Source organism: Sporosarcina contaminans (assembly GCF_042679045.1).
Classification (GTDB): domain Bacteria; phylum Bacillota; class Bacilli; order Bacillales_A; family Planococcaceae; genus Sporosarcina; species Sporosarcina contaminans.
Genome location: NZ_JBHTLT010000013.1, coordinates 61,462 through 86,500, shown reverse-complemented (window position 1 = coordinate 86,500; position 25,039 = coordinate 61,462). Strand labels below are relative to the sequence as shown.

23 protein-coding genes and 1 other RNA gene are annotated in these 25,039 nt (G+C 41.1%); 6 read left to right on the top strand and 18 right to left on the bottom strand.

From position 1 onward, the window contains the following. Positions 1-21: 21 nt before the first annotated feature. Positions 22-561, top strand: a complete 540-nt coding sequence (locus ACFQ38_RS02180; protein ID WP_336822683.1) for a transcription repressor NadR — start codon at positions 22-24, stop codon at positions 559-561. A gap of 36 nt (positions 562-597) precedes the next feature. Here ACFQ38_RS02180 and ACFQ38_RS02175 read toward each other — a convergent pair whose 3' ends face one another. Continuing rightward, a complete protein-coding gene (locus tag ACFQ38_RS02175) occupies positions 598-1,224 on the bottom strand; it encodes an HD domain-containing protein (protein WP_381479668.1) in 627 nt (208 codons plus the stop codon). A gap of 129 nt (positions 1,225-1,353) precedes the next feature. Here ACFQ38_RS02175 and ACFQ38_RS02170 point away from each other — a divergent pair, with 129 nt between their 5' ends. Then, positions 1,354-1,563, top strand: coding sequence for a cold-shock protein (locus tag ACFQ38_RS02170; RefSeq protein ID WP_336822675.1), 210 nt, complete (start codon positions 1,354-1,356; stop codon positions 1,561-1,563). A 210-nt stretch (positions 1,564-1,773) separates the two neighbouring features. Here ACFQ38_RS02170 and ACFQ38_RS02165 read toward each other — a convergent pair whose 3' ends face one another. Then, on the bottom strand, positions 1,774-1,962 hold the full coding sequence (locus ACFQ38_RS02165; protein WP_336822674.1) for a zinc-finger domain-containing protein: 189 nt from the start codon (positions 1,960-1,962) through the stop codon (positions 1,774-1,776). A gap of 77 nt (positions 1,963-2,039) precedes the next feature. Between ACFQ38_RS02165 and ACFQ38_RS02160 the strand changes: the two genes are divergently transcribed. Next, positions 2,040-2,435: a ribonuclease HI family protein gene (locus ACFQ38_RS02160; RefSeq protein ID WP_336822673.1), complete on the top strand. Its 396-nt coding sequence runs from the start codon at positions 2,040-2,042 to the stop codon at positions 2,433-2,435. Positions 2,436-2,511: 76 nt separating this feature from the next. Here the strand turns inward: ACFQ38_RS02160 and ACFQ38_RS02155 are convergent, their stop codons facing one another. From ACFQ38_RS02155 to ACFQ38_RS02145, 3 genes are read right to left on the bottom strand one after another with little or no spacing between them, the layout of a single operon-like run. Further along, entirely contained in the window at positions 2,512-3,108 is a 597-nt protein-coding gene (locus tag ACFQ38_RS02155) for a metallophosphoesterase family protein (protein WP_336822672.1), read from the bottom strand. A gap of 16 nt (positions 3,109-3,124) precedes the next feature. Continuing rightward, the gene (locus ACFQ38_RS02150) at positions 3,125-3,952 is read right to left on the bottom strand and encodes a sulfurtransferase (protein ID WP_381479667.1); all 828 of its coding nucleotides are present in this window, start codon (positions 3,950-3,952) and stop codon (positions 3,125-3,127) included. Beyond that, positions 3,953-7,558 (bottom strand): dynamin family protein, encoded by a 3,606-nt coding sequence (locus ACFQ38_RS02145; RefSeq protein WP_381479666.1) that lies wholly within the window; start codon positions 7,556-7,558, stop codon positions 3,953-3,955. Positions 7,559-7,750: 192 nt separating this feature from the next. Here ACFQ38_RS02145 and ACFQ38_RS02140 point away from each other — a divergent pair, with 192 nt between their 5' ends. Continuing rightward, positions 7,751-8,209, top strand: a complete 459-nt coding sequence (locus ACFQ38_RS02140; protein ID WP_336822669.1) for a chemotaxis protein CheX — start codon at positions 7,751-7,753, stop codon at positions 8,207-8,209. A 54-nt stretch (positions 8,210-8,263) separates the two neighbouring features. On the opposite strand, the gene ACFQ38_RS02135 is transcribed toward ACFQ38_RS02140, so the two are convergent. The 7 genes from ACFQ38_RS02135 to ACFQ38_RS02105 form a co-directional block, all read right to left on the bottom strand. Next, on the bottom strand, positions 8,264-10,168 hold the full coding sequence (locus tag ACFQ38_RS02135) for an ATP-dependent DNA helicase (protein ID WP_381479665.1): 1,905 nt from the start codon (positions 10,166-10,168) through the stop codon (positions 8,264-8,266). Positions 10,169-10,524: 356 nt separating this feature from the next. After that, positions 10,525-11,652 (bottom strand): THUMP domain-containing class I SAM-dependent RNA methyltransferase, encoded by a 1,128-nt coding sequence (locus tag ACFQ38_RS02130; protein WP_336822667.1) that lies wholly within the window; start codon positions 11,650-11,652, stop codon positions 10,525-10,527. 148 nt (positions 11,653-11,800) lie between these two features. Then, an RNA gene (gene rnpB, locus ACFQ38_RS02125) (RNase P RNA component class B) lies at positions 11,801-12,177 on the bottom strand. 65 nt (positions 12,178-12,242) lie between these two features. After that, on the bottom strand, positions 12,243-12,539 hold the full coding sequence (gpsB, locus tag ACFQ38_RS02120) for a cell division regulator GpsB (protein ID WP_336822666.1): 297 nt from the start codon (positions 12,537-12,539) through the stop codon (positions 12,243-12,245). Between the two features lie 99 nt (positions 12,540-12,638). Next, positions 12,639-13,895, bottom strand: a complete 1,257-nt coding sequence (locus ACFQ38_RS02115; RefSeq protein WP_381479664.1) for a ribonuclease H-like domain-containing protein — start codon at positions 13,893-13,895, stop codon at positions 12,639-12,641. After that, the gene (locus tag ACFQ38_RS02110) at positions 13,885-16,110 is read right to left on the bottom strand and encodes a DEAD/DEAH box helicase (RefSeq protein ID WP_381479685.1); all 2,226 of its coding nucleotides are present in this window, start codon (positions 16,108-16,110) and stop codon (positions 13,885-13,887) included. The genes ACFQ38_RS02115 and ACFQ38_RS02110 overlap by 11 nt, the downstream gene beginning before the upstream one ends. Positions 16,111-16,141: 31 nt before the next feature. Continuing rightward, positions 16,142-16,531 carry a YppE family protein gene (locus tag ACFQ38_RS02105; RefSeq protein WP_336822663.1) on the bottom strand — a complete coding sequence of 130 codons (390 nt, stop codon included), beginning with the start codon at positions 16,529-16,531 and terminating at the stop codon, positions 16,142-16,144. Positions 16,532-16,688: 157 nt separating this feature from the next. Here ACFQ38_RS02105 and recU point away from each other — a divergent pair, with 157 nt between their 5' ends. Continuing rightward, the gene (gene recU, locus ACFQ38_RS02100) at positions 16,689-17,321 is read left to right on the top strand and encodes a Holliday junction resolvase RecU (protein WP_336822662.1); all 633 of its coding nucleotides are present in this window, start codon (positions 16,689-16,691) and stop codon (positions 17,319-17,321) included. After that, positions 17,318-19,990 (top strand): PBP1A family penicillin-binding protein, encoded by a 2,673-nt coding sequence (locus ACFQ38_RS02095; protein ID WP_381479663.1) that lies wholly within the window; start codon positions 17,318-17,320, stop codon positions 19,988-19,990. The genes recU and ACFQ38_RS02095 overlap by 4 nt, the downstream gene beginning before the upstream one ends. 68 nt (positions 19,991-20,058) lie before the next feature. Here ACFQ38_RS02095 and ACFQ38_RS02090 read toward each other — a convergent pair whose 3' ends face one another. The 6 genes from ACFQ38_RS02090 to ACFQ38_RS02065 form a co-directional block, all read right to left on the bottom strand. Beyond that, entirely contained in the window at positions 20,059-20,382 is a 324-nt protein-coding gene (locus ACFQ38_RS02090; RefSeq protein ID WP_381479662.1) for a YpoC family protein, read from the bottom strand. Continuing rightward, complete coding sequence (nth, locus tag ACFQ38_RS02085; protein WP_381479661.1) at positions 20,375-21,025, bottom strand: endonuclease III; 651 nt, start codon at positions 21,023-21,025, stop codon at positions 20,375-20,377. Before nth ends, ACFQ38_RS02090 begins: the two co-directional genes overlap by 8 nt. A gap of 10 nt (positions 21,026-21,035) precedes the next feature. Further along, positions 21,036-21,743 (bottom strand): DnaD domain-containing protein, encoded by a 708-nt coding sequence (locus tag ACFQ38_RS02080; RefSeq protein ID WP_381479660.1) that lies wholly within the window; start codon positions 21,741-21,743, stop codon positions 21,036-21,038. A 31-nt stretch (positions 21,744-21,774) separates the two neighbouring features. Next, the gene (gene asnS / locus ACFQ38_RS02075; protein ID WP_381479659.1) at positions 21,775-23,070 is read right to left on the bottom strand and encodes an asparagine--tRNA ligase; all 1,296 of its coding nucleotides are present in this window, start codon (positions 23,068-23,070) and stop codon (positions 21,775-21,777) included. 37 nt (positions 23,071-23,107) lie between these two features. Further along, the gene (locus ACFQ38_RS02070; protein WP_381479658.1) at positions 23,108-24,301 is read right to left on the bottom strand and encodes a pyridoxal phosphate-dependent aminotransferase; all 1,194 of its coding nucleotides are present in this window, start codon (positions 24,299-24,301) and stop codon (positions 23,108-23,110) included. A gap of 253 nt (positions 24,302-24,554) precedes the next feature. Then, positions 24,555-25,034, bottom strand: coding sequence for a cell wall elongation regulator TseB-like domain-containing protein (locus tag ACFQ38_RS02065; RefSeq protein WP_381479657.1), 480 nt, complete (start codon positions 25,032-25,034; stop codon positions 24,555-24,557). Positions 25,035-25,039: the final 5 nt, after the last annotated feature.

Here is a 25,039-nt window from a genome sequence, read left to right as displayed (position 1 = left end):
AAGAGGAACGGAGGGATGAAATTGAGTGGAAATGACAGACTTCCGGCAGAAGAACGCCGGAAATGGATACTTGATAAGTTAAAATCTTTAGGGGTACCAATGACGGGCAAAGAACTTGGCGAATTGACGAATGTAAGTCGACAAGTTATCGTCGGCGATATAACACTATTAAAAGCGAAAGAAGAACCGATTATCGCTACGAGTCAAGGCTATTTATACTTGAGCGAACAAAATGGGCCTAACAAGATTGAAAAAACATTCGTCTGCAAGCATGCATCCGAGAAAACAGAGGATGAGCTAAATATTATGGTTGACCATGGATTGACTGTAAAAGACGTAAGAATCGAGCACCCCGTGTACGGTGATTTAAGCGCGTCCATTATGGTTTCCAATCGTCAGGAAGTGAAAGATTTCATTCGACGGATTGATATAGCAAATGCCGTCTATTTATCCAAGCTTGCAGAAGGTGGCATTCATATGCATACAGTTTTATCAGATAATGAAAAACAAATTGCTGATGCAGAGCAAGCGTTAAAAAATGCAGGTATCCTACTTGAATGAGGATACCTGCATTTAATTTGCCGTCATGTTGGTCACTTACATTATCTCATTTTCCAACTGTTGCAAAAAACTGACCATGAAGTTATGGCGTTCTTTAGCTAATCGTTTCCCTTCGTCTGTCACCATTAGATCTTTTAAAAGTAAAAGCTTCTCATGAAAATGTGTAACTGACGCGGTCTTCTTCGACCGATATTCTGCCTCGCTCATGGAAGATCGGGCAACTTCCTCCGCATCATATAATTTTCTCCCTTTCGCTCCTCCATATGCAAAAGTTCTTGCAATGCCAATCGCCCCAATCGCATCCAACCGATCGGCATCTCGAACAATTGCCCCTTCGATTGAAACGATCTCCTTTTCATTGCCCCCGCTAAATGACACACTTTCAATCGTTTTCATCACATCTGCTGCCAGGTGATCGTCCAAATCGATCTTTTTTAAAATTTCCATTGCAGACATATTGCTTTCCGATTGATATTTCGGATCGTCAATGTCATGGAGCAATACAGATAAACGAACAATATCTTCATCGACTTCCTCAACCGTTTTCATTATTTTTTCAGCATTTTTCATCACTCTGTCAATATGATCAAAGTCATGGCTGGCATCAAAGTTGTTGTAAATCGTTTTGACGATATGCTCGCATTGTTGAATCGTCTCTTTCATTATATGTACATCCTTTCAGTCGACAGAAAATTTAGGCATGTCATTGACGTTTTCTGTCGATTCATGTATAGTATATGCATCCATGTTAATAATGGGGAAGACATCGAAACGCCGAGGGAGGATAAAATCATGTACCAAGGTAAAGTAAAATGGTTCAGTAATGAAAAAGGGTATGGTTTTATCGAAACAGATAATGGAGAAGATGTATTTGTCCACTATACCGGCATTGTTGCAGATGGCTTCAAAACGCTAGACGAAGGACAATCTGTCACCTTTGAAATCATCGAAGGTAATCGGGGCCCTCAAGCGGCGAATGTCTTAACCATATCAGAAAATTGACGTTCAACTATCAATCGTGCCTCAACGCAATTGCGTCGGAATTTTTCGATCGTTTCCGAAAAGTTCTCTACTATAGAGGCTTTACATTCAATCGGCGGAATTCAGATTTCCTTTGATCCGTCGATCTAATTTACTGCTACAGATGGTTTAGCATAGATTCATTCACTGAATCCAATTCAAAATCCCGCCAGTGCTTCAAATGGCGGGATATTATTTTGTCATTTTATTCATTTCATTACCTAAAAAACGTAGTTGCTCCCCAATTGTACATGTTGCAATACAAAATTGGTGGGCGCCTGTTTTGCCAAATTCTTTAATATGTTGCTTTTTAATAAAGCAACCTTCACAATACGTATCCAAAACATCATTAATTTCATTCATGACGGTTAATTTATCCATATGAACCTCCTAACGAACCGTTTCTTTATTTTATTATGAAGGGTAACAATATGCAACTATTGAGAGGATGAGAAAATTTGCTTGAATTATACGTAGACGGCGCAAGCGCCGGTAATCCCGGCAAAAGCGGAATCGGCATTTTTATAAAAGGCGAAGGACATCAAGCGAAAATCTCCGAACCGATTGAGCCGACAAATAACCATACGGCAGAATTTATCGCACTATGCCGAGGTATGGAAGAAGCCGCCAAACTGACTAATGGCATTGTTTCAGCCCGTTCCGATTCGAAAGCAGTCGTATCTGCGGTGGAAAATGAATATGTGAAAAATGAACTTCATCGAACCTATTTGAATAAAATACTTTCCATCGCGAAATCATTTGATTACTTTTTCATCAAGTGGATTCCAGATACAGAAAATAAGGCTGCTGATGCACTTGCGCGTGAGGCAATTCGCATTCAATCCAAACAATAAAAGCATCTGCCATCAGCCTTATTGGCTGTTGGCAAATGCTTGAATGCTTATTGTATCCTAAATTCAAAAGTACATACTAATTCGCTTTCATAAACGTAACTGTAGCTACGTCATCATCAAACAAAACCCATTCCTGATCGTCAACCACTGCGCCGACATTGACTAACGTCGTTCGGCTATCAATAAGATAGGGTTTTCCAAATTCAATTTTTGCTTCCGTTTGTCCATCTCGCATCAAACCTGATTGATGGCTATGACCATAAAAAGTCAATGATTTTGACGGCTCAGCCTCCAAAAGAGACCACGGTTCGCCGCCCCATTTCCATTGATGCCCATGGACAACTTCCGCTCGACCTGCATTAAGCCGTTCCGGCAATGCTTGCAAAAAAGACCGAAGTTCCTCATCAGAATCTGTTATATACAAAATCCGCTCTTCTTGATTCCCTATTACTGAAGGAAATGTCAGCAGCTCTTCAAATCCTTCAGGAAGAATCATTACTTCTGACAGTTGGCTGTATGTACGATCATTAATAAACCGTTTACTAATCGTACATTCAAATAAGTCGCCAGTTCCTATAATCGTTGCTTGTGGAGCGGTTTTTTGAATATGAGATAATACTCGTTGTAAGTCTTCGATCGATGAATGGATATCTCCAATTATTGCAAATTGCATACGTTACAGCACCCCGTTATAATTCGTTTGTCTTCTCAACTGGAGCATCAGCTTTTGAAATCCAATCGCTAAAACTCCCGACATATAGTTTAACATGCTCATAACCATTATGTTTCAGCAATGCATATAAAGGAGCAGCCGTTACTCCGCTGCCGCAATAGACAGCAATATCTTCACTCTTTGAGACGGTCTTCTCTAATTGATCCTTCACCTCTGAACCGAGGTTAAAAGAACCATTTAGCTTTAATTGTTCCCAATCGAAATTCAAAGCGCCTGGTATATGTCCCGCTACTCGGTCGATCGGTTCAACTACACCACGATAACGTTCAGCCGACCGTGCATCCAACAAAATGGCACCCTTTTTACCTGCAACAGTTTCCTCAATAAAAGAGCGTGGAGCATGAATAGTTTCGTTCCATACAGGAACAACTTCAGTAGGAGGGATAATTTCGTTTTCTGTAGAAATTGGCACACCCGATGCTTTCAACTGCTCAAATCCTTCGATTGCAATAAAAGCGTTTTGAAATCCTGCGTAGCGTAGCAGCCACCAAGCCCTTGCAGCAAACGGACTGCCTCCGTCATCATAAACAATAATGTCATCGTTCAACGATAAACCGCTCTTTCTAAAAAGTGCTGTCAATTTTTCCTTATCAGGGAGCGGATGGCGACCAGCTTTTTTTGTCATATCAGATAAGTCCTCTTCCAAATCCCAATAGACAGCTCCTGCTACATGTCCTTTTGCGAACTTGCGCTTGCCCTCTTCACGGTCATTGAGGGAGAAGCGGGTATCGACCCACTTCACCTTTCCGTAATCAATTTCTTCAATTGATTTGAATACGTCCATTCACACCATCTCCTTTGTACGTATTGAGTCGTAAATTTTACGCCATTCTTCCAATTGTTCCGTACGTTGAAGCAATGTCCTTTCCGATTCGATTTGCTGGATGCTTTGCAATAATAAATGTTGGCGAAGCCCTTCAGCTTCACTATCGATCCATTGGTTCGCCCATTGTTCGATATGCTCTTTTTCTTTTCCTAAATAGTGAGATGCATCCACTTTTAGCCGTTCTTCTAATTTCTCTTTTAAGACGAGACGCTCGCCTTTTTCAAAAAATGCTTTTTGGTTTTTAAAAAGACGGTTTACATCCTTATACACATTGACATCTGTAAATGGCGCACTGAATGACAGCATCTGAGCATCTTCAGGCTCATATGGCGAAGGTGACAGTGAGCTGTCCTTTTCATTCAAAAATCGCATTTCAATATGTTGGCGTTCTTTTAATAGCTTCGTCATGAAATTCAGCATCCTAAGGTTTGTTACTTTCAATTCTTGCGTTAAATCAAACCCAACCATTTGGACAGTTTCTGCCAATGCGATGCTTAAAGCTTTATCGGTTTGATAAGTCGCAAAAGTTGAAGGGCTATACCCTTCTTTGAAGAAATCGCCGAAACGTAAAAACACCCGTTGCAACACATAATAGAGCAATTCATTCAATTCATTGTCTGCCGCTTTACGGATCACTTCTGTAAAGCTTTGTCCGTAATGGATGCGAATGGCCTGTTCTATTTGGTCTAACTCTGTCAATCGCTCAGCTTTGCGAGTCATATTTTGCTCTGTTCGTTCGATTAACGTTCTAACTCGCTCAACAGTTTTAACCGTCTCTTCTGTCAACGCTTGGACAGACAAACCTTTCAAATCATTTTTCAGGAAATGCGCAAAATCAGATTCAAATCTCTCCATGTCACGATTTGCTGTTCCATCCAACTTCGATTGCAAGGCTTGTAAACTGGAAATACCGTGAACACGCGGATTACGTATTCCAAACGTAAGCATTTGCTGTTCAACAAACGATTTGACCGCATTAGCCTCTTCATTGTCGGTAGCTAAATCAATTGCATTGACAATGAAAAACATTTTATCTAATTCAAACGCATCTTTTACACGGCCCAATTGGATGAGAAATTCACGGTCTGCTCTTGCAAATGCATGGTTGTAATACGTGACAAATAGGATTGCATCGGCATTCCGTATATACTCGAAAGCGACATCTGTATGCCTTGCATTAATCGAATCAGCTCCCGGCGTATCAACAAGCGTAATGCCTTGCCTCGTTAAAGGACAGTCAATGAACAGATCGATCGAATCGACAAAACAGCTCCGTTCCTCTTCCGCCACAAAACGCGAAAATTCATCCTGATTGACGTTCATTGTTTGACCAAGTGATTCACTGTAAGTGCTATACCCTTTATGGAATGCACGGATAAATGATTTATGAATGTGCAAGCTTTCATCGACCAATTCCTTCTGGACGACCTCTTCCGCCAAGCGATAAGCTTCATCCAATGAAGAAATCTGTTCGCCTAAAGCTTCAAATGATAATGCAACGTCCTCCGTCATTTGCTGCTCGTTTTTCAAATGGACATCCGCCGTTCGATCTTCTTTTCCTTCAGCAACAGGGCGAATACGATTAATGGCCGCTGTCGTCGGGTTAGGAGAAACAGGCAACACTCGATCGCCGATCAAAGCGTTGGAAAAAGATGATTTACCTGCGCTGAATGCGCCGAACAACGCAACTGTGAATTCCTGATTTTCCAGTCTTTTCGCTTTGTTTTTCAAGTACTGGGCGCTTTCCATGAAGCCTTTAATCGAGCTTACCGCATTTGCGACATGCAACGCGGATTCGATTGTAGAATTTGTATCAAATTGAGCTACTTCGTCGTTATCTTCCCTTTTGTTTTCTGCTACCTTTTCGGAGATTTCAAGGGAAGATGCCTCCTCAAGCTGAGGCGTCAATTCAATTTTTTCGATTTTCGTTTCTTTTTTCCACTCGCTTAGCAGTTCATTGCGTTTACGCAATAGCTCTGTAGGCGGTGAAGCAATCCATGCATCTATATGATCCAATTGCGTTTTAAGTTCATTCACTTGCTCAATTGCAGCAACTTTCTCCTCTAAAATACGAATTGATTGCATTAACGGTTCAGTTTTTTCATTGCCTGAAGCAGATGCAATAGAAGACATTTCCTTTTTCCACGGATCCGTCAGCTTCTTATAAAGCGATGCAACAGCCGTTTTCATTTGCTCGGCCATATTTAAAATCGTATCGCCCGTCATAACATCGGCGCCTATTAAATGTTGATCAATTTCCTCGAAAGGAATCCTCATATCCATGCTGTCTATTTCAATTGATCGTTCATCAGTTAACAATCCCGCATTTTTTAAAGATGTTTTCATTAGCGACTTCAAATGCGTTTCAATTTGTGAATGCAACAGCTTCGATAAATTATCTGACAAAGCTTGCTTACGTCTTGCTTTCTCTTCAGCTGTCTTTTTTGCTCCAAACAGCAAACCCACTTTAAATTTCGGGGATTTCGCTTCTAAATGGTCTTTCAACAATTCTCGTGTTTCAAAAGGCGTTATTGAGGCATTCCGCAACAGTTCACTTCGATTGCTTTCAAAGGTAGCATAAAATTCGTCTCCCGATAAGAGGGTCAACTGATTTTTTTGAGCAGCCAATTCTTTTTTCAATTCATTGACCTCTGACCACTCATGTTCCACAACAAGTTGCTCGTATAAAGATTTTCGATCGTCTATTTCTGTTTGAAGGTAGATCGTATGCTCATCTTTCAGCTTCGCTAACGATTGGTCTGCATTGTAATAAAATCGTTCCTCATAGTTTTCAATTGATCCTTCAACAATTTCTTTTACCTTTTCAAAATCATTATACGGGTGATTTTTATCGCGCAATGATGTATAAAAAATGCCTTTTGGATAAACGCCCCAAAGTTCAAATGCGTCTTTCACCGACTTTTTGAAGTCCTCAAATGACAATTCACTATCTCGATGCTTATCGATCATATTTATAATTAAATACATATTCTCATTATATTTCATCAATTCTTTAGTAAATGTGAAATTCAACTCAGATTGAACATGGTTGTAGTCCATCGTGTAAAAAACGAGATCAGCCAAATGGAGTGCGGATTCAGTGGAAAGCCTATGAGCATCATCAGTTGAATCAACCCCTGGTGTATCCATCACCGTAATGCCCTCTGGCAAATGTGATGCAGTATGTCCGATTTCAATTTGATAAATCTCGGCGCCGTCCTTACTGAAAGATTTGATCGCTTCAGGAAAACCATGCCCTTCATATTTCAAGACAGACCCGTCTGTACGGTGAATTATCGCAAAATCTTCATTGGTTTTTTTGATTTTAACGATATTGGCGCTCGTTGGAATCGGACTAGAAGGTAAAAGATCCTCCCCTGTTAGCGCATTGATCATCGAAGATTTTCCCGCAGAAAAATGTCCAGCAAATGCGATTACATATTCCTTATTTATAATCTTTTTTGCTAATAACTCAGCCTTTTGCAGTCTTTCATGATCATGGCTTTCTTTAAATATTTGGCCATATGTGGCCGTCTTTTCCAAATAATTATGTTGAGACATCATTTTCGATCCTTCCCCTACGTTGTCTTCCCTATCATACCATTTTTCAAGATTGTATCGGAATTTAATTTAATTTGCTAAGAGAGCCTATACTTTGTTACTTTACTCATGGTATTATAGTACTGTATTCAGTATACTAATTATTAATTGGCTGCATTTGCTACATATCAATTATAGAATGAGGGGAGTGTCGTTATGAGTACGGCTATAAACATACAAAAAATCTTAAATAGCACAATCACATCCTTGAATAATGTTGTACCAGTCAAATTTGACGTTTTATCGCCTGTCCTAACTGCACAACCTTATGAGCAGAAGGAAATTGGCGTCCTTATTAGCCTTGTCGGTGAAGTTAAAGGTCGATTGATCCTCGAGACGACCTACGATGTTATTGATGTAATTGGCCAGTCGATGTTTGGCATGAATATTGAAGGTGAAATGGTAGAATCATTTACTGGAGAGTTAGGAAACATGGTTGCCGGTAACCTATGTACAATTCTTGAAAAAGATCGTTTTTCTCTCGATATTTCCACACCTACCATTATGACAGGATCAACGAAATTTTATGGTTTCAAGCAGGCATTCAAGCTACCGATTCGCTTCGAAAGCGGATCTATGCTTAATATCTTATTAACAATCGATGAAGCATCATAATAAAAAGGAAAGCTGACATGCAAAAGAACAGTTGCGTGCCAGCTTTTTATTGTTTTACTTTAAGGATGCTACGTGCGCTTTCACAGGAAACGCTGCTTCTATTTCTTTTCGCAAATTCCCTTCTTTATGATCTAACAGGACATGGATCGTTCCAAAGTCTTCCGAAGTTCTAATGAGACGGCCAGAGCCTTGGCGAAGCCTTAACAGCATGAAAGGTAGGTCAACATCTTTAAACGGATCCTCAGCTTGATTGCGCTTTGCGTTAAAGAGCGGGTCAGCTGGAGGGAAAGGCAAATCATAAATAATAACACGAGTTAACGCATCTTGTGGAATGTCTAACCCTTCCCATAAATGATACGAACATAGATTCATCATTTCTTTTCCTTGAAAATCACGGATGATCGACGATAGTTCCCTTTCTCCTTCAAAACCAATTTTTCCAACCCACTCAATTGGCAATGAAGCTTGAAAGTCTTTCATCGATTGCTCAGATTTAAACAAGATTAGTGTCTGTTCTTCTTCACGCAACATATTCAGTACATATTCTGCTTTCTCTTCCTTTTTCATTTCAGCAATGAACACTTTCATCACTTCTTCATAATCAAATGGAGATTCAACTGAAAATGATAGAAAATCATCAATTCCAAGACTATCCAATAAGTATGTGAAATCTTTACCGACAGAAAGCGTTGCCGATGAAAAAATGATCGGTAAATTTGCGGTAAATAGCTTCTCTTTTAAAATATCAGTAACGAGCCGAGGCATAATGATCAATGTCGTTTCGCCATGCCGCTCTTCCAGCCAATCCACCGCATCATTTTCTGAAGTAAAGAGTTCCATTGAGAAAATATATTGTTCTAAATATTCTTCGACCATTTTCAAGTCGTATTCAGGAATGACAAACAATTCACCTTCAAAAACAAATTCCTCTAATAACGCTGTCGAAATGGAAATCGCTTCTTTACCTGTAGATAAAAGAGCTGCACTTTTTCCGATACTTTTTCTTTCTTCCGTTTCACCGATTGTGCACTGATGCAACAGGCGGAAAAATTCTTCGTGCACATCAATTAATCTTTCCATAAGCTGCAATGTCTCTTCTCGAATGCCATCGACCATAATCCGCTCTAATAATTGAAGAAGAGTGTTGCTTTGCACTTCGTAAGTAAGTGCCCGTTGAGCCGAATATTCAAGGAGATGACCTTCATCAAATACAACCATAGAAACTTCAGGCAGCAAAGGTAGCTGGCCTTGGCGTTTTCGGGAATCTTTCGTCCAAATATGTTCCATATAGAAATCATGTGAACAAATGATCAAATCTGCAGCTTCCCGATAATGATTCCGATGAATTGTCTGACCGCACCGATTGCGAAGATCACAAGCGGCACATTGCTGGATGGGATGGAAATTTATCATTTTCCATTGTTCATCATTTAAGTCGGGATAATCGGATCGGTCACCATATGGCTGAATCGACTGCAAAGAAGCATTCCCGCGGACAAAATCAGGCAATGACGATTCCACTTCTTCCGCAAATTCATCATCCGCCTCTTCTAATCGCTTCAAGCAAAGATATTGGTCGCGAGCTTTCGCTAAACGGACATCAATGTTCATTTGTAAAGCATCGCTCAGTTTTTTAATATCCCCTTCTTCTTTTACCAATTGGTCGATCAACGTTTCATCGGCACACGAAATAAGCGCTGGTTTTCCGGTATAACGCGCATAAGCGATCGCTGGCAATAAATATGCGATTGTCTTCCCCGTTCCTACCCCTGCTTCGGCAAGCAACACTTTCTTTTCTTTCAACGCTTGCTCAATTTGAAACGCCATGAAAATCTGTTCATCTCGACATTCAAATCCTTTTTCCGTCAGCTCGTCATACAATGTGTCGCCAATCCAGTCATTCAATGATTCATAGAAGGATTTTTCTTTCGATAAGGCGAACGGCATTTTACTTTTCACCGGAATAACTCCTTTCCACATACAAACGGAAGAGGGGCAGCCTCTTCCGTCAAATTTCATAACCTTTTTCTTAATACAATTAAATCATCAAACGAAACGGCGTTCTCCGCTTTTGTTATCATCCAGACCCCGGGCGGCAGCTCCTCGGGTCGCTTAGGCCTGCACGATGCAGGTCATGCAGTCGTTGTCGCAGGACGCGACGGTTTTAGACTGCCTTCCTTTTTCATAAAGCATAAGCGCCTTATGTTCAAGCTCTCCGACATACAGGACGTATTAGTGCCGACGTTGCCGCAGGACGCGGCGTTCTTAGTCGGCCAACGCCTGTAGAAGCTAAACGCCGCCCTCATCTTTTGGTATCATGCTCGTTTTCCCCAGAATTGGTAGTAATCTGTGCGAATGAAGCCGTTGAATAGTTTGCGTTTCTTTGTTGCTTTTTTTCCATACATCTCTTCGAAGTTTTCCAATGAAGAAAGCATATATACAGACCAGCTTGGATACTTTTCCATTATATGTCCCAATACCCGGGCAAGTTCCTCAGCTTCTTCGATTTCTCCAAGACGTTCTCCATATGGAGGGTTTCCGACAAGGACGCCATTCAAACCTTCAAGTGATAAATCTTTGACATTGCGCTGCTGCCAAGTAATCAAATCCGCGAATCCCGCTTCAATCGCATTTTGCTCTGCGATATGCACCATTTTTTGATTGACATCAAACCCTGTAATATTTAAAGGCTGATCATATTTGGCAATGTCTTCCGCTTCTTCTCTAACGCGATCGTATATCGCTTTTTTCATCCATGGCCAATGTTCACTGCTGAACTCTCGATTATAGCCAGGGGCGATATTTTGACCGATCATTGCCGCCTCAATCGCAATCGTTCCAGACCCGCAAAACGGATCGACAAACGGACGATCTGGATTCCAACGGGTTAGCTTTACAAGTGCCGCAGCCAATGTTTCTTTTAACGGTGCATCACCTTGCCCGACACGGTAGCCTCTCTTATGGAGCCCTGTGCCGCTTGAATCGATCGTCAGTGTGACTTTATCTTTCAAAATCGAAACTTCCAATTTAAATAAAGGACCCGATTCATCTAAAAAGCCAATCCGTTTATAAGCCATTTTCAACCGTTCTACAATCGCTTTTTTGACGATCGCTTGGCAATCAGGAACGCTATATAATGTAGATTTCACGGATTTACCTGCTACCGGAAATGCAGCATCAACAGGCAAATATTGTTCCCATGGTATCGACTTTGTCTTTTCAAACAGTTCATCAAATGTCGTTGCAGTGAATTCTCCCGCAACGACACGTACACGGTCCGCCACACGCAGCCACATATTTGTTTTGGCAATTGCTGTTTCGTCGCCTTCAAAAAATATTTTTCCATTCTCAGTCTGTGTTTCGAATCCTAATTCTTTCACTTCATCAGCTACAATGGATTCTAAACCCATGGCAGATGTAGCGACTAGTTTATATTTCGCCATATCTATTCACTCCTATAACGGACATTCAATACCTTTTGCCTCTATGTAGTTTGATGATCGCCCATACAATTCATACAATCCATATAACGAAGAAATGCTCTCCAAACGAGAAGGAGAGCATCGATTGCTATGTCAAAACCAATGTAAATTCGATAAGCCATGTTTTGTTCCCGTGTACTCAAACAGCTATCGCCTCGTACTTAGGGTGGTAATCATCTATCTACAGAATTGTTCTGTCCCTTCCTCCGTTCAATTCCTTCGGAAGAGCGCCCCTACCATAATTTGGGTTTCTCGCTCGTGGGGTTTACCGCGTTCCACCCGGACCGTTTCCGGACCGGCTACGTCACTGTGGCACTTTTCAGGGAACCTCATCCATATCCAAAAGGACTTAGGACTTATTCCCGCCGTCATCGCAATGCGAGCCTCGGCTTATTTTTTCGCCGAGCACGAACACTACGGTCATCTCAGAACCGTGCGAGCATGGACTTTCCTCTACAACAAATGTTGCAGCGATTACCTGAATTCACATGATGGCTTTAACAGTATACAGCATCATCGTTCTATTTTCAATGAAATGTTACAAATGATTGTTATTCTGTGTCATATAGTTTACTGCCAAAAACGTGCTTTTCCAAATTGGAGATCCTCTTTAGAATATCGAAATTTGTCGTATTCGTATTGCTCGGCATCGGCCGTTTTTGTTGGGTTGCAAGTTCCTCTTTCAGTTTTTCATTCTCCGTGCGCAATTCAGAGATCATTTTTTTAAATGTTTCGTAATCTTGGATGATTTGATCGAGAAATAAATCAACATCTTCCTGATTATACCCTCGCAAGCCCGTCTTAAACTCTTTTTCAAGAATTGTTTTCGAGTCGAGTTTTATTTCCATGAAATGACGTCCTTCCATCTGTGATTACCTTACGTTATTATATCATATTTTGTACATCCTTGTCCTACTATTTATCCGTTTGAAGCCGCAATTTGTCGGTTATTGCGCTTCCCCGGGAAATAGTTTCTTGTTAAGCCTCATTTCCCGATTTGCAAGCGATATTTCCATGCGTAACTTGAAACGTTCGGTAAGTTTTTCCCTTTTTAATAAATGAATTGCTTCTCTGGTAATCGACAAGGCCTTTTGCAACTCTTTCAATTTATGTTCAAATAGTTTTGCCAATTCCTCGTATGCTATGATCCGTTCTCGCCCATTTAACCCTTCCGCAGCAATTGAAAATGACATGGCAGCTTTCTCAAACTCTTCTTCTTTTTTGAATAAAAACCCTAAATGATAATACGCCATTGGATGGCGGGTTTCGGATTGTGAAATGACTTGTTCAAGTACCGCTTTGCTTCGATCGAATGATTTCAGATCGGCAAACCACTTTCCAATATTCGTACCGATTGTTTCTGTCGAGTAGGTTTTTTTGTTTAACAGAAGATCGGTCGAACGAATATACAATGTTACGAGGGATAATATATCCCATTCATTGTGATGAAGCACTTTCATCAATAGCTCTGCTCTACCATTTTTCACTGCGTCTTGATAGATGATAGGCGCCATATGTCCTGGAATATCGCCGTCACGAAAAAAGCCTAATTGCTCCTCTTCTACTGTAGTTAACTTAAACGTATCCATTTCGTTTTTCCAAATACGTTTTGACCCATGTAGCAAATCAATTTCCGTATGGCGAAGCAAAGGGGGCAATTCATTACGATTCATCGTCCATCTCGTTTCTACCATCGGCATATCAAAGCTTTTGCCGTTATACATGACGATTGATTTCTGTTCCTCCCAAAACTTAGTTGCATAGAGAAATGCGGCCTCGTGCTCAGGGCCTGGTAAAACATATTGAGTCAGTGTAAAAGCACTTCCCGTATACTCTATGAAACCAATTAAAAAGATAAGTGTACCGGCACCTTTTAATCCAGTCGTTTCCGTATCAAAAAACAGAAGCGGTTTGTTCAAATCCGGAGATAGCGGATGTGAAAGCTTTTCTTCTTTCCACCGCTCAAGAGTTTGCTGTAATCCTGACAAAGTGAAGTGGCCATGTCTATAATTTGAAGGATACGTAACGACTCTTTTATAAACAATGCCAAGATCATTTTCTTCTTTTAGTAAACCGGCACGGAGCCATTGCTCTTCATACTGAGGAGACTGAATTTTTCTTTGCGATGGTACTTCCGGTATTTTTTGAGGCTGATCTTTTTTCAGCAATTTCTTCATTTGCATTAATTTCGCTTCATACGACATCAGCAGCTCCCCCATTCAATTGCTGAAGAAGAGCAATCACTTCACCTTTCATTTTCACACCAGCCTCTTGGGCCCCGATGCAAACCGGGCAACCGTTCTCACAAGGGCATCTAACAACATGTTCTGCTGCTTTTTTCAACAATGCTTCCCACCGGTCGAAAAGCTTCTCGCTTAAGCCGATGCCACCTGGATAGCTATCATAGATAAAAATCGTCGGCTTCTGCGTATGGATTGCCTTTACTTGCGGTACAACATGGATATCTGTTCGGTCACAACGAATGAAGAGCGGGATGAAAGATTGAATTGCATAGGCGGCTCCCGTCAATGCATCCGTCAATTCGGATTCTTTCCAGCCAGCTGGTACATCAAATGCATACCAAGTTGAAGAAGTATGAAGTTCTTCAGCTGGTAGGGAGATCGGTCCAGAGCCGATATTGTCGTGAGTGTCAAAACGGATTTTTTTAAAAATCGTCGGAATCGCCAAAACTGCAATATCTCCGTACGCTGCCTCCGCTTCCCCGATTGATTTACTATCATCCTCGCTCATCACTTTCAGCTCAACAGCCAAATTGGCATCTGTATAATAGTCGACATCTACATTCGTTACGTATGCTTTCTTTTCTTCCCAATCCAGCTCTTCCACTTGATATTGCTTTCCTTGGTGCAAATAAATGGCTTCCTCATGCAATAAAGTCATTGCGCTATACCGGTCCATTTCACCGATGACGGTCGTTTCTTTCGGCATCGTTTTGTCAATAATTACGACGTTTTCCTGTGAAGCGGACCGCAAGCTTATTTCACTTGCCGGGAATCGGTCTGTCATCCAGTGCCATTTCTCAGAAGTTTCCAATAGAATGCCTTCATTTGCTAAAAACGACAGCAGCTCTTGCACTTCGAACTCTCCATAGCTCTCCGTCCTTGTAAATGGCAATTCAAAAGAAGCGCATTTCAAATGATCCATTAAGATGAGTATATTATCCGGATGGATCCTTGCTTCTTCTGGCGTCTGCCCTAACAAATAGTCAGGATTTTGAACGACATATTGATCCAACGCCATAGATTGGGCAACGTAAATGATTAAAGCATCATCCTGCCGCCTTCCTGCCCTTCCTGCTTGTTGAAAGGCACTTGCAATGTTTCCTGGATAGCCCGTCATAATACAAGCTTGCAACTGTCCAATATCAATTCCTAATTCCAATGCATTCGTGCTGACGACTGTACGGATTTTCCCTTCCCGCAATTTCCGTTCAATCGTCCTTCTTTCAGACGGTAAATACCCTCCCCGGTAACCCATAATTGTTGTATCGAACAGTTTCTTTTTCGTCAGTTCTTTCATATACGTAACGAGCATTTCGACACGCACTCGGCTTTTTGCAAAAATAATCGTCTGTATTCCTTCTCGATAGAGGAAGGATGCGATATCACGAACTTCTAATACTGCGCTTCTCCGAATGCCAAATGTCGGATGGATGACCGGCGGATTATAGAAAAGAAAGTGCTTTACTCCGGATGGCGCTCCGTTGTTTGAAATGAGCTCCATTGGCGTATTTGTTAATGATTCGGCCAATTCCTTCGGGTTCGCAATCGTCGCCGACGTGCAAATAAAGACGGGATCACTGCCATAATAGTTGCAAATCCGTTTCAACCTGCGCAAGACATGAGCAACGTGCGAACCGAACACCCCTTTATACGTATGCAATTCATCAAGGACGATATACTTCAAGTTTTCAAATAAAGAAACCCATTTCGTATGATGCGGCAAAATGCCTGAGTGCAGCATATCTGGGTTCGTCAAAACAATATGGCCAGATTTCCGTACCTTCGTTCTTAAGCCCGGCGCTGTATCCCCATCATATGTATAGCTTAAAATCGACTCGCCGCTCGCTTCAATTAACTCATGCAAATCTGCCAATTGGTCTTGCGACAATGCTTTTGTCGGAAATAGGTAAAGCGCTCTTGCAGCATCATCATTCAAAACACTTTGCAGCACCGGTAAATGATAGCAAAGAGACTTTCCCGAAGCGGTCGGAGTGACAGCTGTAAATGAAGCCCCTTTTTCAGACAGATCATACGCTTGGCGCTGATGGCTATATAATTGTTGGATTCCTTTATGATTCAACGCCTTTCTAATGGATGGATGCAATGAATCTGGAAAAGAGGCATACGAAGCGGATTTGCCTTCTATCGTTCGGTAATGAAGGATATTCGGTCCAATTTCAGGATCAGCTCGTAAAAGATTGACAACATCATGTACGTTCGTTTCCTTCAACCCTGCTGCCTCCTTCCTCCATTAAAGCTTCTTTAACAGTTTTTAATGTATACATAGCTGAATTGATCGACAGTATAAAACGTTTCTTGCCAGTTTTTGCGTAAAATGACTGGACAATGAATTGTTTCATTGCCTCATTCATTTGTTCAACTTGATGCGGATGAACATATTTCGGATTTTTCTTACGGATATAGGAAAGCACCTCAGCGGACCATTCATCCAACAACTGATGGTATTCATCTGCATAAGGCTTTACATCTTTGAAAAAATCAGGCTCTATGTCAAATTCCCTCATGTGGGCATGTCTTGTTATGCAATCCTCGCATGCTTTCAAAAGTCGTTCTGTTTTCTCTATTAAAGTAGACAACGTATCTCTTCTCCTCTACGATCTTTCTTATAGTTTATCAAACAATTATCTATATACCAAACATGAACGAACGTGCATTCTTTCAAAAAGACGGCAACTTTTAAATCGATAATCCGTCCAATCATTATGGTATGATAAGAATTGCGAGGTGGTGGTCATGACGATTCGGTATCCGAACGGCAAAAAATACGTTCCGAAGGCTCAGGCGGCAAGCCGTAATAAGACCGATATTTCATTCAGCAATAGGGGAAAAACATTAGAAGACGAGTTGAATGAGACAAATGAGTATTATGTTAGTAATGGCATCGCTGTCATCCATAAAAAGCCGGTTCCAATACAAATCGTTAATGTGAAATATCCGGCAAGAAGTGCTGCAGTCATAACAGAAGCATACTTCAGATCCCCTTCTACTACCGATTATAATGGTGTATGGGAAGGAAAACATATAGATTTTGAAGCAAAGGAAACGAAAAATAAAACGTCATTTCCTTTGCAAAATATACACGAGCATCAAGTCGAGCATATGAAAAACGTTTGTAAACAACAAGGCATTGCGTTTTTAATTGTGAAATTCAGCACGTTGGACCGATATTTCATCGTACTTTATGAAAACTTTGCAAAAAAGTGGCAGAGAATGATAGACGGTGGACGAAAATCAATTACACTTTCCGAAATGGAAGAGATTTCAATAGAAATTAAACCAGGCTATCGGCCAAGACTTGATTATTTACACGCATTAAAAGAAAACCAAATAACGGTTGAAACGATTGAAAGGCAGGAAAAACTATGAGTGAACAAACAAATTCTCGAGCTGCCCGTCGTCAAAAATTGGAGGCGGAACGCAAACGGAAAAAAGGCAGTTCTCCGAAACGGTTCGGGAGCATTTTGAAAAAAGTGATTATGGCTATAGTAATAGCCGGTCTGGCGTTATTTGTCGGCGGTGTTGGGCTATTCGCTTTTTACGCCAGCACAGCACCAGATTTGGATGAAAATCTTTTAAAAGATCCTTTAACATCTCAACTATTAGATAAAAACGGCGATGTCTTTGTAAAATTAGGAGCGGAAAAGCGCGAATACGTTCCGTATGATGAAATACCGGATATGATGGAGCAAGCGATTTTAGCGACTGAAGACGTACGTTTTTACAAACACCACGGAATGGATTTCTGGCGCCTCGGTGGTGCCATATTAGCGAACCTAAGAGGCGGATTTGGTTCTGAAGGAGCTTCAACATTGACACAGCAAGTCATTAAAAACTCTTTCCTTACCGATGAAAAAACGTTAAAGCGGAAAGCACAGGAAGCATGGCTGGCCTTCAAATTAGAAAGAGAATATTCAAAAGAAGAGATTTTTGAGATGTATTTCAATAAAGTTCTTATGGGACGGAATATTTATGGATTTGGAACAGCTTCTCAAGAATTTTTTGGCAAGGACTTAGATGAATTAAGCTTAGAACAATATGCGTTATTAGCGGGCATGCCGCAATCACCTAATGCATACTACCCTTTCAGAAACCCTGAAAGAGCTGAAAAAAGAAGAAATATTGTTCTTACGTTAATGGAGAAACACGGTAAAATTTCGAAAGCGGAAATGGAAGCAGCGAAAGCGACACCTATTGCCTCAACCATTCTTCCTGAAGATGAAAGAAAAGAGATGGAAAACAACAAATATCCAGCTTATGTTGATGTCGTATTAGATGAATTGGAAGCTGCCGGAATGATGGATCTCGTTGCAGAAGGTGTTACCATTCAGACAAACCTTGATCCAAAGGCACAGGAAGCAGTTGAAAGAGAAATCAACTCTCCTATTTATGAATCAGACGAAATGCAAGCTGCAATGACGGTGCTCGATACAAAAACAGGTGAGATCGTTGCAGTCGGCGGTGGACGGAACTTTACTGGCAGAAATACAAACTTCGCAACGAGGGATAATCCTCGCCAGCCTGGTTCTGTAATTAAACCGATTTTATCGTACGGACCGATTATTGAAAATAAAGCTTGGTCAACAGGACAAATTATTGTCGATGAGCCTTATAAATATAAAGGCACAGACATTTCAATCCGAAACGTGGACGGCGGATATGCGGGCCCTATTACGATTCGAGAAGCGCTTTACAATTCCCGAAACATACCAGCCATCAAAGTTTTTGAGGAAGTCGGGACGCAGAAAGCACGTGATTTTGCAGGCAAATTAGGCTTGAACTACAAAGATATGGTATCGTCCGAAGCAATTGGCGGAGGATCTAATGAATTCTCTACAATCGAAATTGCTGGGGCTTATTCCGCTTTGGGCAACGGCGGTATTTATACAAAACCGCATACAGTGAAAAAAATCATTTTACGGGACGGGAAGACTGAGAAAAATATGGTGCCCGATCCTGTAACAGCAATGAAAGATTCAACAGCATATATGGTAACTGACATGCTGCGTGATGTTATGACAAAAGGAACAGGCAAAAAGGCAAATGTATCTGGATTAGATATCGCAGGAAAAACGGGTACAACAAACTATTCGGCTAAAACAATTAAAGAACGTGGATACAAGAACACTTACGTCCCTGACAGCTGGTTTACAGGCTATACGACCAACTATACAATTTCAGTGTGGGGAGGCTATAGTAAAAATGAACCGATTAAAACATACGATAAAGGTCGGGATGTTCCTAAAATCCTTTTCCACAACGTTATGAGAGAAATTTCTTCGAACAAGGAGACAGCACGCTTCAAACAGCCGAGCTCCGTTGAAGAAGCAAAAATTTTAAAAGGATCGAATCCCATCGTTTTAGCAAGCCCATCAACACCGGCAGCTTTAACAAGTACTGAATTGTTTGTTCGAGGTACAGTACCTGAAGAAATGGCTGAAGAAGAACTAACAGAATTGGCGGCACCAAGCGATTTAACTGCCCAATATGATGCAGATTCAAATTCCATTACTTTAAGCTGGAATCATGAAGACCCGAATGAAGAATTAATTGATGGTGAAGTACAATTCAATGTTTTAGTAAGCGTCGATGGCAGTGAACCACAAAATATTACAACAACAGCCGAACATTCTGTCACCTTCCAAGGTGTTGAAATAGGAAGAACCTATGTATTCTCCGTCACAGCTATTGCAAACGACATAGAAAGCAGCCCAGCCTCGACATCACTTATGGTAGAAGGCAACACAGATGAAGATCCTGTGGATGAAGAGGAAAATGAAGACGATTATAGTGACAATGATCATTGGAATAATGGCGGGGATAATAACGGAGACAACAACAACGGAAATGGTAATGGTAATGGCAATTGGAACAACAATGGCAATAACGGAAACAATCAGAACAATGGCGACGACAGCGGGAATAACGGCAATAACAATGGAAATTGGAACAACAATGGCAATAACCCAGGATCATCAAACGATAAGGACGATGGATCAGACAATAGCGGTGAAGAAAGCAGTGATGATACGGAGTAATTTGTTATCGTCATATGCAACTAAAAAAGAGACCAGGTTTGAAAATCCTGGTCTCTTTTTATTGTTCTTTAGCCAATTGCAATTATTTGAGCGGCCTTCTTTTTCGCTTCCGTATATAATGCATCTAACTGAATGATCGCATAGCGCTTATTCAACGTCTTCTCTACAAATTGTAGCCGCTCTTTGCCATTTAAAGGCTCAATGCGCAATATAGGAGTCGCAGTAGCATGTTGGTCGGAATAACCGAAGGCTATGAGCAGTTCTTGATAATTCTTAATCGCCTCTCTCATAACGAGTGTAAAGTCTGCCTTCGCATCCTTTATTGTATGCAGCTTCTCTTTCATTGCTTCCCACCGGTCTATATACAAATACAATGTTTTTCGGTCAGGCAAGAGCTTTCAACCTTTTCTTCCCTTCCCTGCATACAGACAGTAGAGGACATTCACTGCAAGCAGGATTTTGTGCTTTGCAATGGTATCTTCCGAAAAAGATCAATTGATGATGCGTGTCCGTCCATCTCTCTCTCGGCGTCCAACGCATTAACTTCTCTTCCACCGCTAGTGGCGTGTCTTTCCAACGATTCATGCCAAGTCTTTTCGCCACCCGTTCGACATGTGTATCAACTGCTAATGCTGGAATTCCAAAAGCATTCGAAACGACAACGTTCGCTGTCTTCCTTCCAACTCCAGGCAACGTCATGAGGATGTCGCGATCAGCTGGCACTTCCCCGTCGAATTGCTCAATCAATATTCGGCTAAGCGCTTGGATATTTTTAGCTTTATTGCGATACAATCCGATGGAACGAATATCCTGCTGCAATTCTTCTATATCAACTGATAGATAATCTTCTGGCTTTTTGTATTTCTTGAACAGATCAGCAGTTACACGATTTACCAATACATCTGTGCATTGTGCAGAAAGCAAGGTAGCAACTGTCAGCTCAAATGGATTGTCATGTATTAGTTCACAATGAGCATTCGGAAACATTTTTTCAATTTCATCTAAACAAAATGCCCATTCTTTTTTTGTCAACACAATCTATCACCTATTCTCGTTCTTCCAACCAGTTATAAAACGGTACTTTTTTCACGAAAACATCTTGTTTTTGCTCTGTTTTGTACGTGGATGACCTAAAGGATTTTGTTTGCATTTCTACGTCGGATAATGTTTTCACATTCTTTTTCTTCCATTCAAATAAAATACGGTCAATATATCGTAAACTCATTTTTTGAGCTAAAACAGCCTCTTTTAATGCAGCACGGATAATTTGTACGGAATGTCCATCATCATCAAGCCACATTGCAATTGTCTCACATTCCATTGGAGATAGCAGCCTTCCAAATTCCTGTTCGAATAATGTATAGATTTCTCCCTCTTCTTCTTTTACACTTTGTTCTTCTTTGTCGCTCACCATTGAAAGGGCTACATCCGACAACCTGTTCCAAAGCGGTTGCATCGAAAATTGCTCATAGATGACACCATTTTGGTCCTCATCTTGGTTGATTTCCAATAAACCTCTTTGCATTAACCGTTGAAGGATTTCAGACACTTCGTTCTCCGTCAAATGCATTTGCCTAGCAAAGTCGCCTGGTGTCGGGAATTGTGATCCTTTCGCCTGAAAAGCGACCATTTGCAAAATGAGCATAGCATCTATATCTTGGATTCCAATTTTTTTATAATGTTGAAAAAAGAGCTGGGAAATGTTTACATTTCCCTGCTCAATCCAAATACGGAGCCGTTCTTCATCTGACACTTAGAACACCTCCTACTAATCATCACGCAAATCAAGGGTACAAACGGTTCAATAGACGAGGGAATGGAATTGTTTCACGAACATGTTCAACACCAGAAATCCATGCAACAGTCCGTTCAAGCCCTAAGCCGAAGCCAGAGTGCGGTACAGCGCCGTACTTGCTTAGTTCCAAATACCACTCATACGCATCTTCATCCAAATTATGCTCTTTAATTCTTTGCTTCATTAATTCGTAATCATGGATACGTTCGGAACCTCCGATAATCTCTCCGTATCCTTCCGGTGCGATCAAGTCAGCACATAGTACGACGTCGTCACGATCCGGATGCGGCTGCATATAGAAAGGCTTTATGCCGATTGGGTAATGTGTAATGAATACAGGCATATCATAGCTTTCTGCGATTGCTGTTTCATGCGGAGCACCGAAATCATCTCCCCACTGAATATCATCAAACCCTTTTTCATGAAGGAATTCGATCGCATCATCGTATGTGATCCGCGGGAATGGCGCTTGAATTTTTTCAAGCTTGGAAATATCACGGCCAAGACGTTCCAATTCTAATGGGCAGTTTTGAAGGACAGATTGAACGATATGCGCGACATATTGTTCTTGAACTTCCAAGCTCTCCTCATGCTGTACGAAAGCCATTTCAGGCTCGATCATCCAAAACTCGATTAAATGACGGCGTGTCTTAGATTTCTCTGCACGGAAAGTCGGCCCGAATGAAAAGACCTTTCCTAACGCCATTGCAGCGGCTTCCATATAAAGCTGACCGGATTGCGACAAATAAGCATCTTCATCGAAATATTTCGTATGGAATAACTCAGATGTCCCTTCAGGTGAAGAGCCTGTTAAAATGGGCGGATCAATTTTGACAAAGCCATTCATATGGAAAAACTCATATGTTGCCCGAATAATTTCATCACGGATTTTCATAATCGCGTGCTGCTTGCGTGAACGAAGCCATAAATGGCGATTATCCATCAAAAATTCCGTTCCATGCTCTTTCGGTGTAATTGGATAATCGACAGCCTCATGGATTAATTCAATATCTTTCACTTGCAGCTCAACGCCAAATGATGAACGTTCATCTTCCGTTACTTCAGCTGTAATATATAAAGAACTTTCTTGATGGAGCGCTTTTGCTTTAGCAAAAATCTTCTCGCCGACAACTTCTTTTACGACAACACCTTGGACGAAGCCCGAGCCGTCACGTAATTGTAAAAATGCGATTTTACCGCTCGACCGTTTATTGGCAAGCCATGCACCTATTTTTACTGTTTCCCCAACATGGTCGGGCATTTCATGAATCATAATCGTTTTCATACGTACCTCCGAAAAAATGAATTATATGTTCTGTCTTTTATTCTTTCCAATTGTCTTCTACAAATTTACGGATTCTCTTAATTGCTTCTTCGATCAGGTCGATGGATGTTGCATATGAAAGGCGGATCGTATCGGGAGACCCGAATCCCGACCCCGGAATGACTGCGACCTTAGCTTCTGTCAACAAAGCTTCTGCGAAATCATCTACATTGTCATAGCCTGTATTTTTAACAGCTTCCGATACTTCCGGCAGCAAATAAAAGGCGCCCTGCGGCTTAATGACATGGAAACCAGGGATTGCAGATAGCTGCGGATAAATGCGCTCCAATCTTGATTCGAAGTCTTTCCGCATCTCTTCAACAGCTTCTTGTGGCCCATTGTAAGCTTCAAGAGCTGCGTATTGGGATGTCGTCGTTGGATTGGATGTTGAATGGCTTGCCAAATTGGTCATCGCTCCAACAACTTCTTCATCGCCAGCAATATAGCCAATGCGCCAACCTGTCATAGAATGTGATTTTGAAACACCATTAATAATGAAAGTCCGTTTTTTCGCATCCTTGGACAGCTGTGCGATTGAGACATGGCGTTTTTCACCATAAATCAGTTTCTCATAAATTTCATCGGACACAATCCACAGATCTGCCTCTTGACAAACATCTGCGATTTTGGAAAGCTCCTCCCTATTATAGATCATCCCTGTCGGATTCCCAGGCGAATTAATGATGACCGCTTTCGTCTTCGGCGTTACTGCATTCCGAATTTGTTCAGCTGTTACTTTGAAGTGAGATTCTGCTGTCGCTTCTACGATGACAGGAACACCACCCGCAAGTTTAATCTGTTCGGGATAGCTGACCCAATATGGAGAAGGAACAATCACTTCATCGCCCGGGTCCAAGATAGCTTGAAACAAAGTATAGAGGATATGCTTTGCCCCAATTCCAATCATAACTTCCTTGCGAGAATATGTAAGATCCTGATCGCGTTTTAATTTGTTAATAACGGCATCCTTCAAAGTTGGTAAACCGCCCGAAGGAGTATATTTTGTTTTTCCTTCTTTCATCGAATTATAGGCGGCAGTCAAAATATTTTCAGGAGTATTATAATCCGGCTCCCCCGCTCCTAAACCGATCACGTCTATGCCGGATTCTTTCATCTCTTTCGCTTTAGCAGTAATCGCTAATGTTGTAGAGGGTGTTAACGTGCTCACTCGTGCTGATAGTTTTTTCGTCAAATGAATCGCTCCCTTTAGACTTTACATGAATATGTATGGAATCCATTATCCCTTCTCAACATTGCATCTATCTTTTGAAGGAACTATCTTTCAAAATTTAAAACAGCTGCTTCATGTACCTTGATTACGATCGTACTGAAAGCGAAAGGTCAGCCGCAAATGAGATGGCCTTCCGCATAATGGCATACTTTTCACCTAACATTGATGACACGATGGGCAAAAATCGACATTTTCAGTACAGTTATAATCAAAGTTAAAGGTTTAATATTCGCTTCCACCACTCACCATTTTCAAAAAACACATACACATAGTTTAGTTTACCGTTTTCACTCTGAAAAGCCACTTCCCAAACTGGATGGTCTTCCTCTAATCCGAGTGAAACATGAAGGAGCTTATGCACCTTCAACTCTTTTTTTACTGTTTCGATCGCAGCATCGGGTTGGATACCTTTCGACAAAACAACTTCACCAAGCACTTCATTCGTTTGAACATCAACGAATAATGCTTTTTCTGTCCCCTCTTCGTCCTTTCCGTAGACAGTAACCATCGATATTGTGCCATTGAATACTTCCGACTTATCAATCGAAATGAGCTGCCCTGTTTTCTTTACAGCTTCAATAGCAGTCTTTTGAGCATCATAGAAAGGTTTGTTGGCATTATAAAACACGATGGCAGTAATGACTATGAAAAGTGAGAGAAGGAAAAACGCTATAAATTTAATCCAATTCAGCATAATGA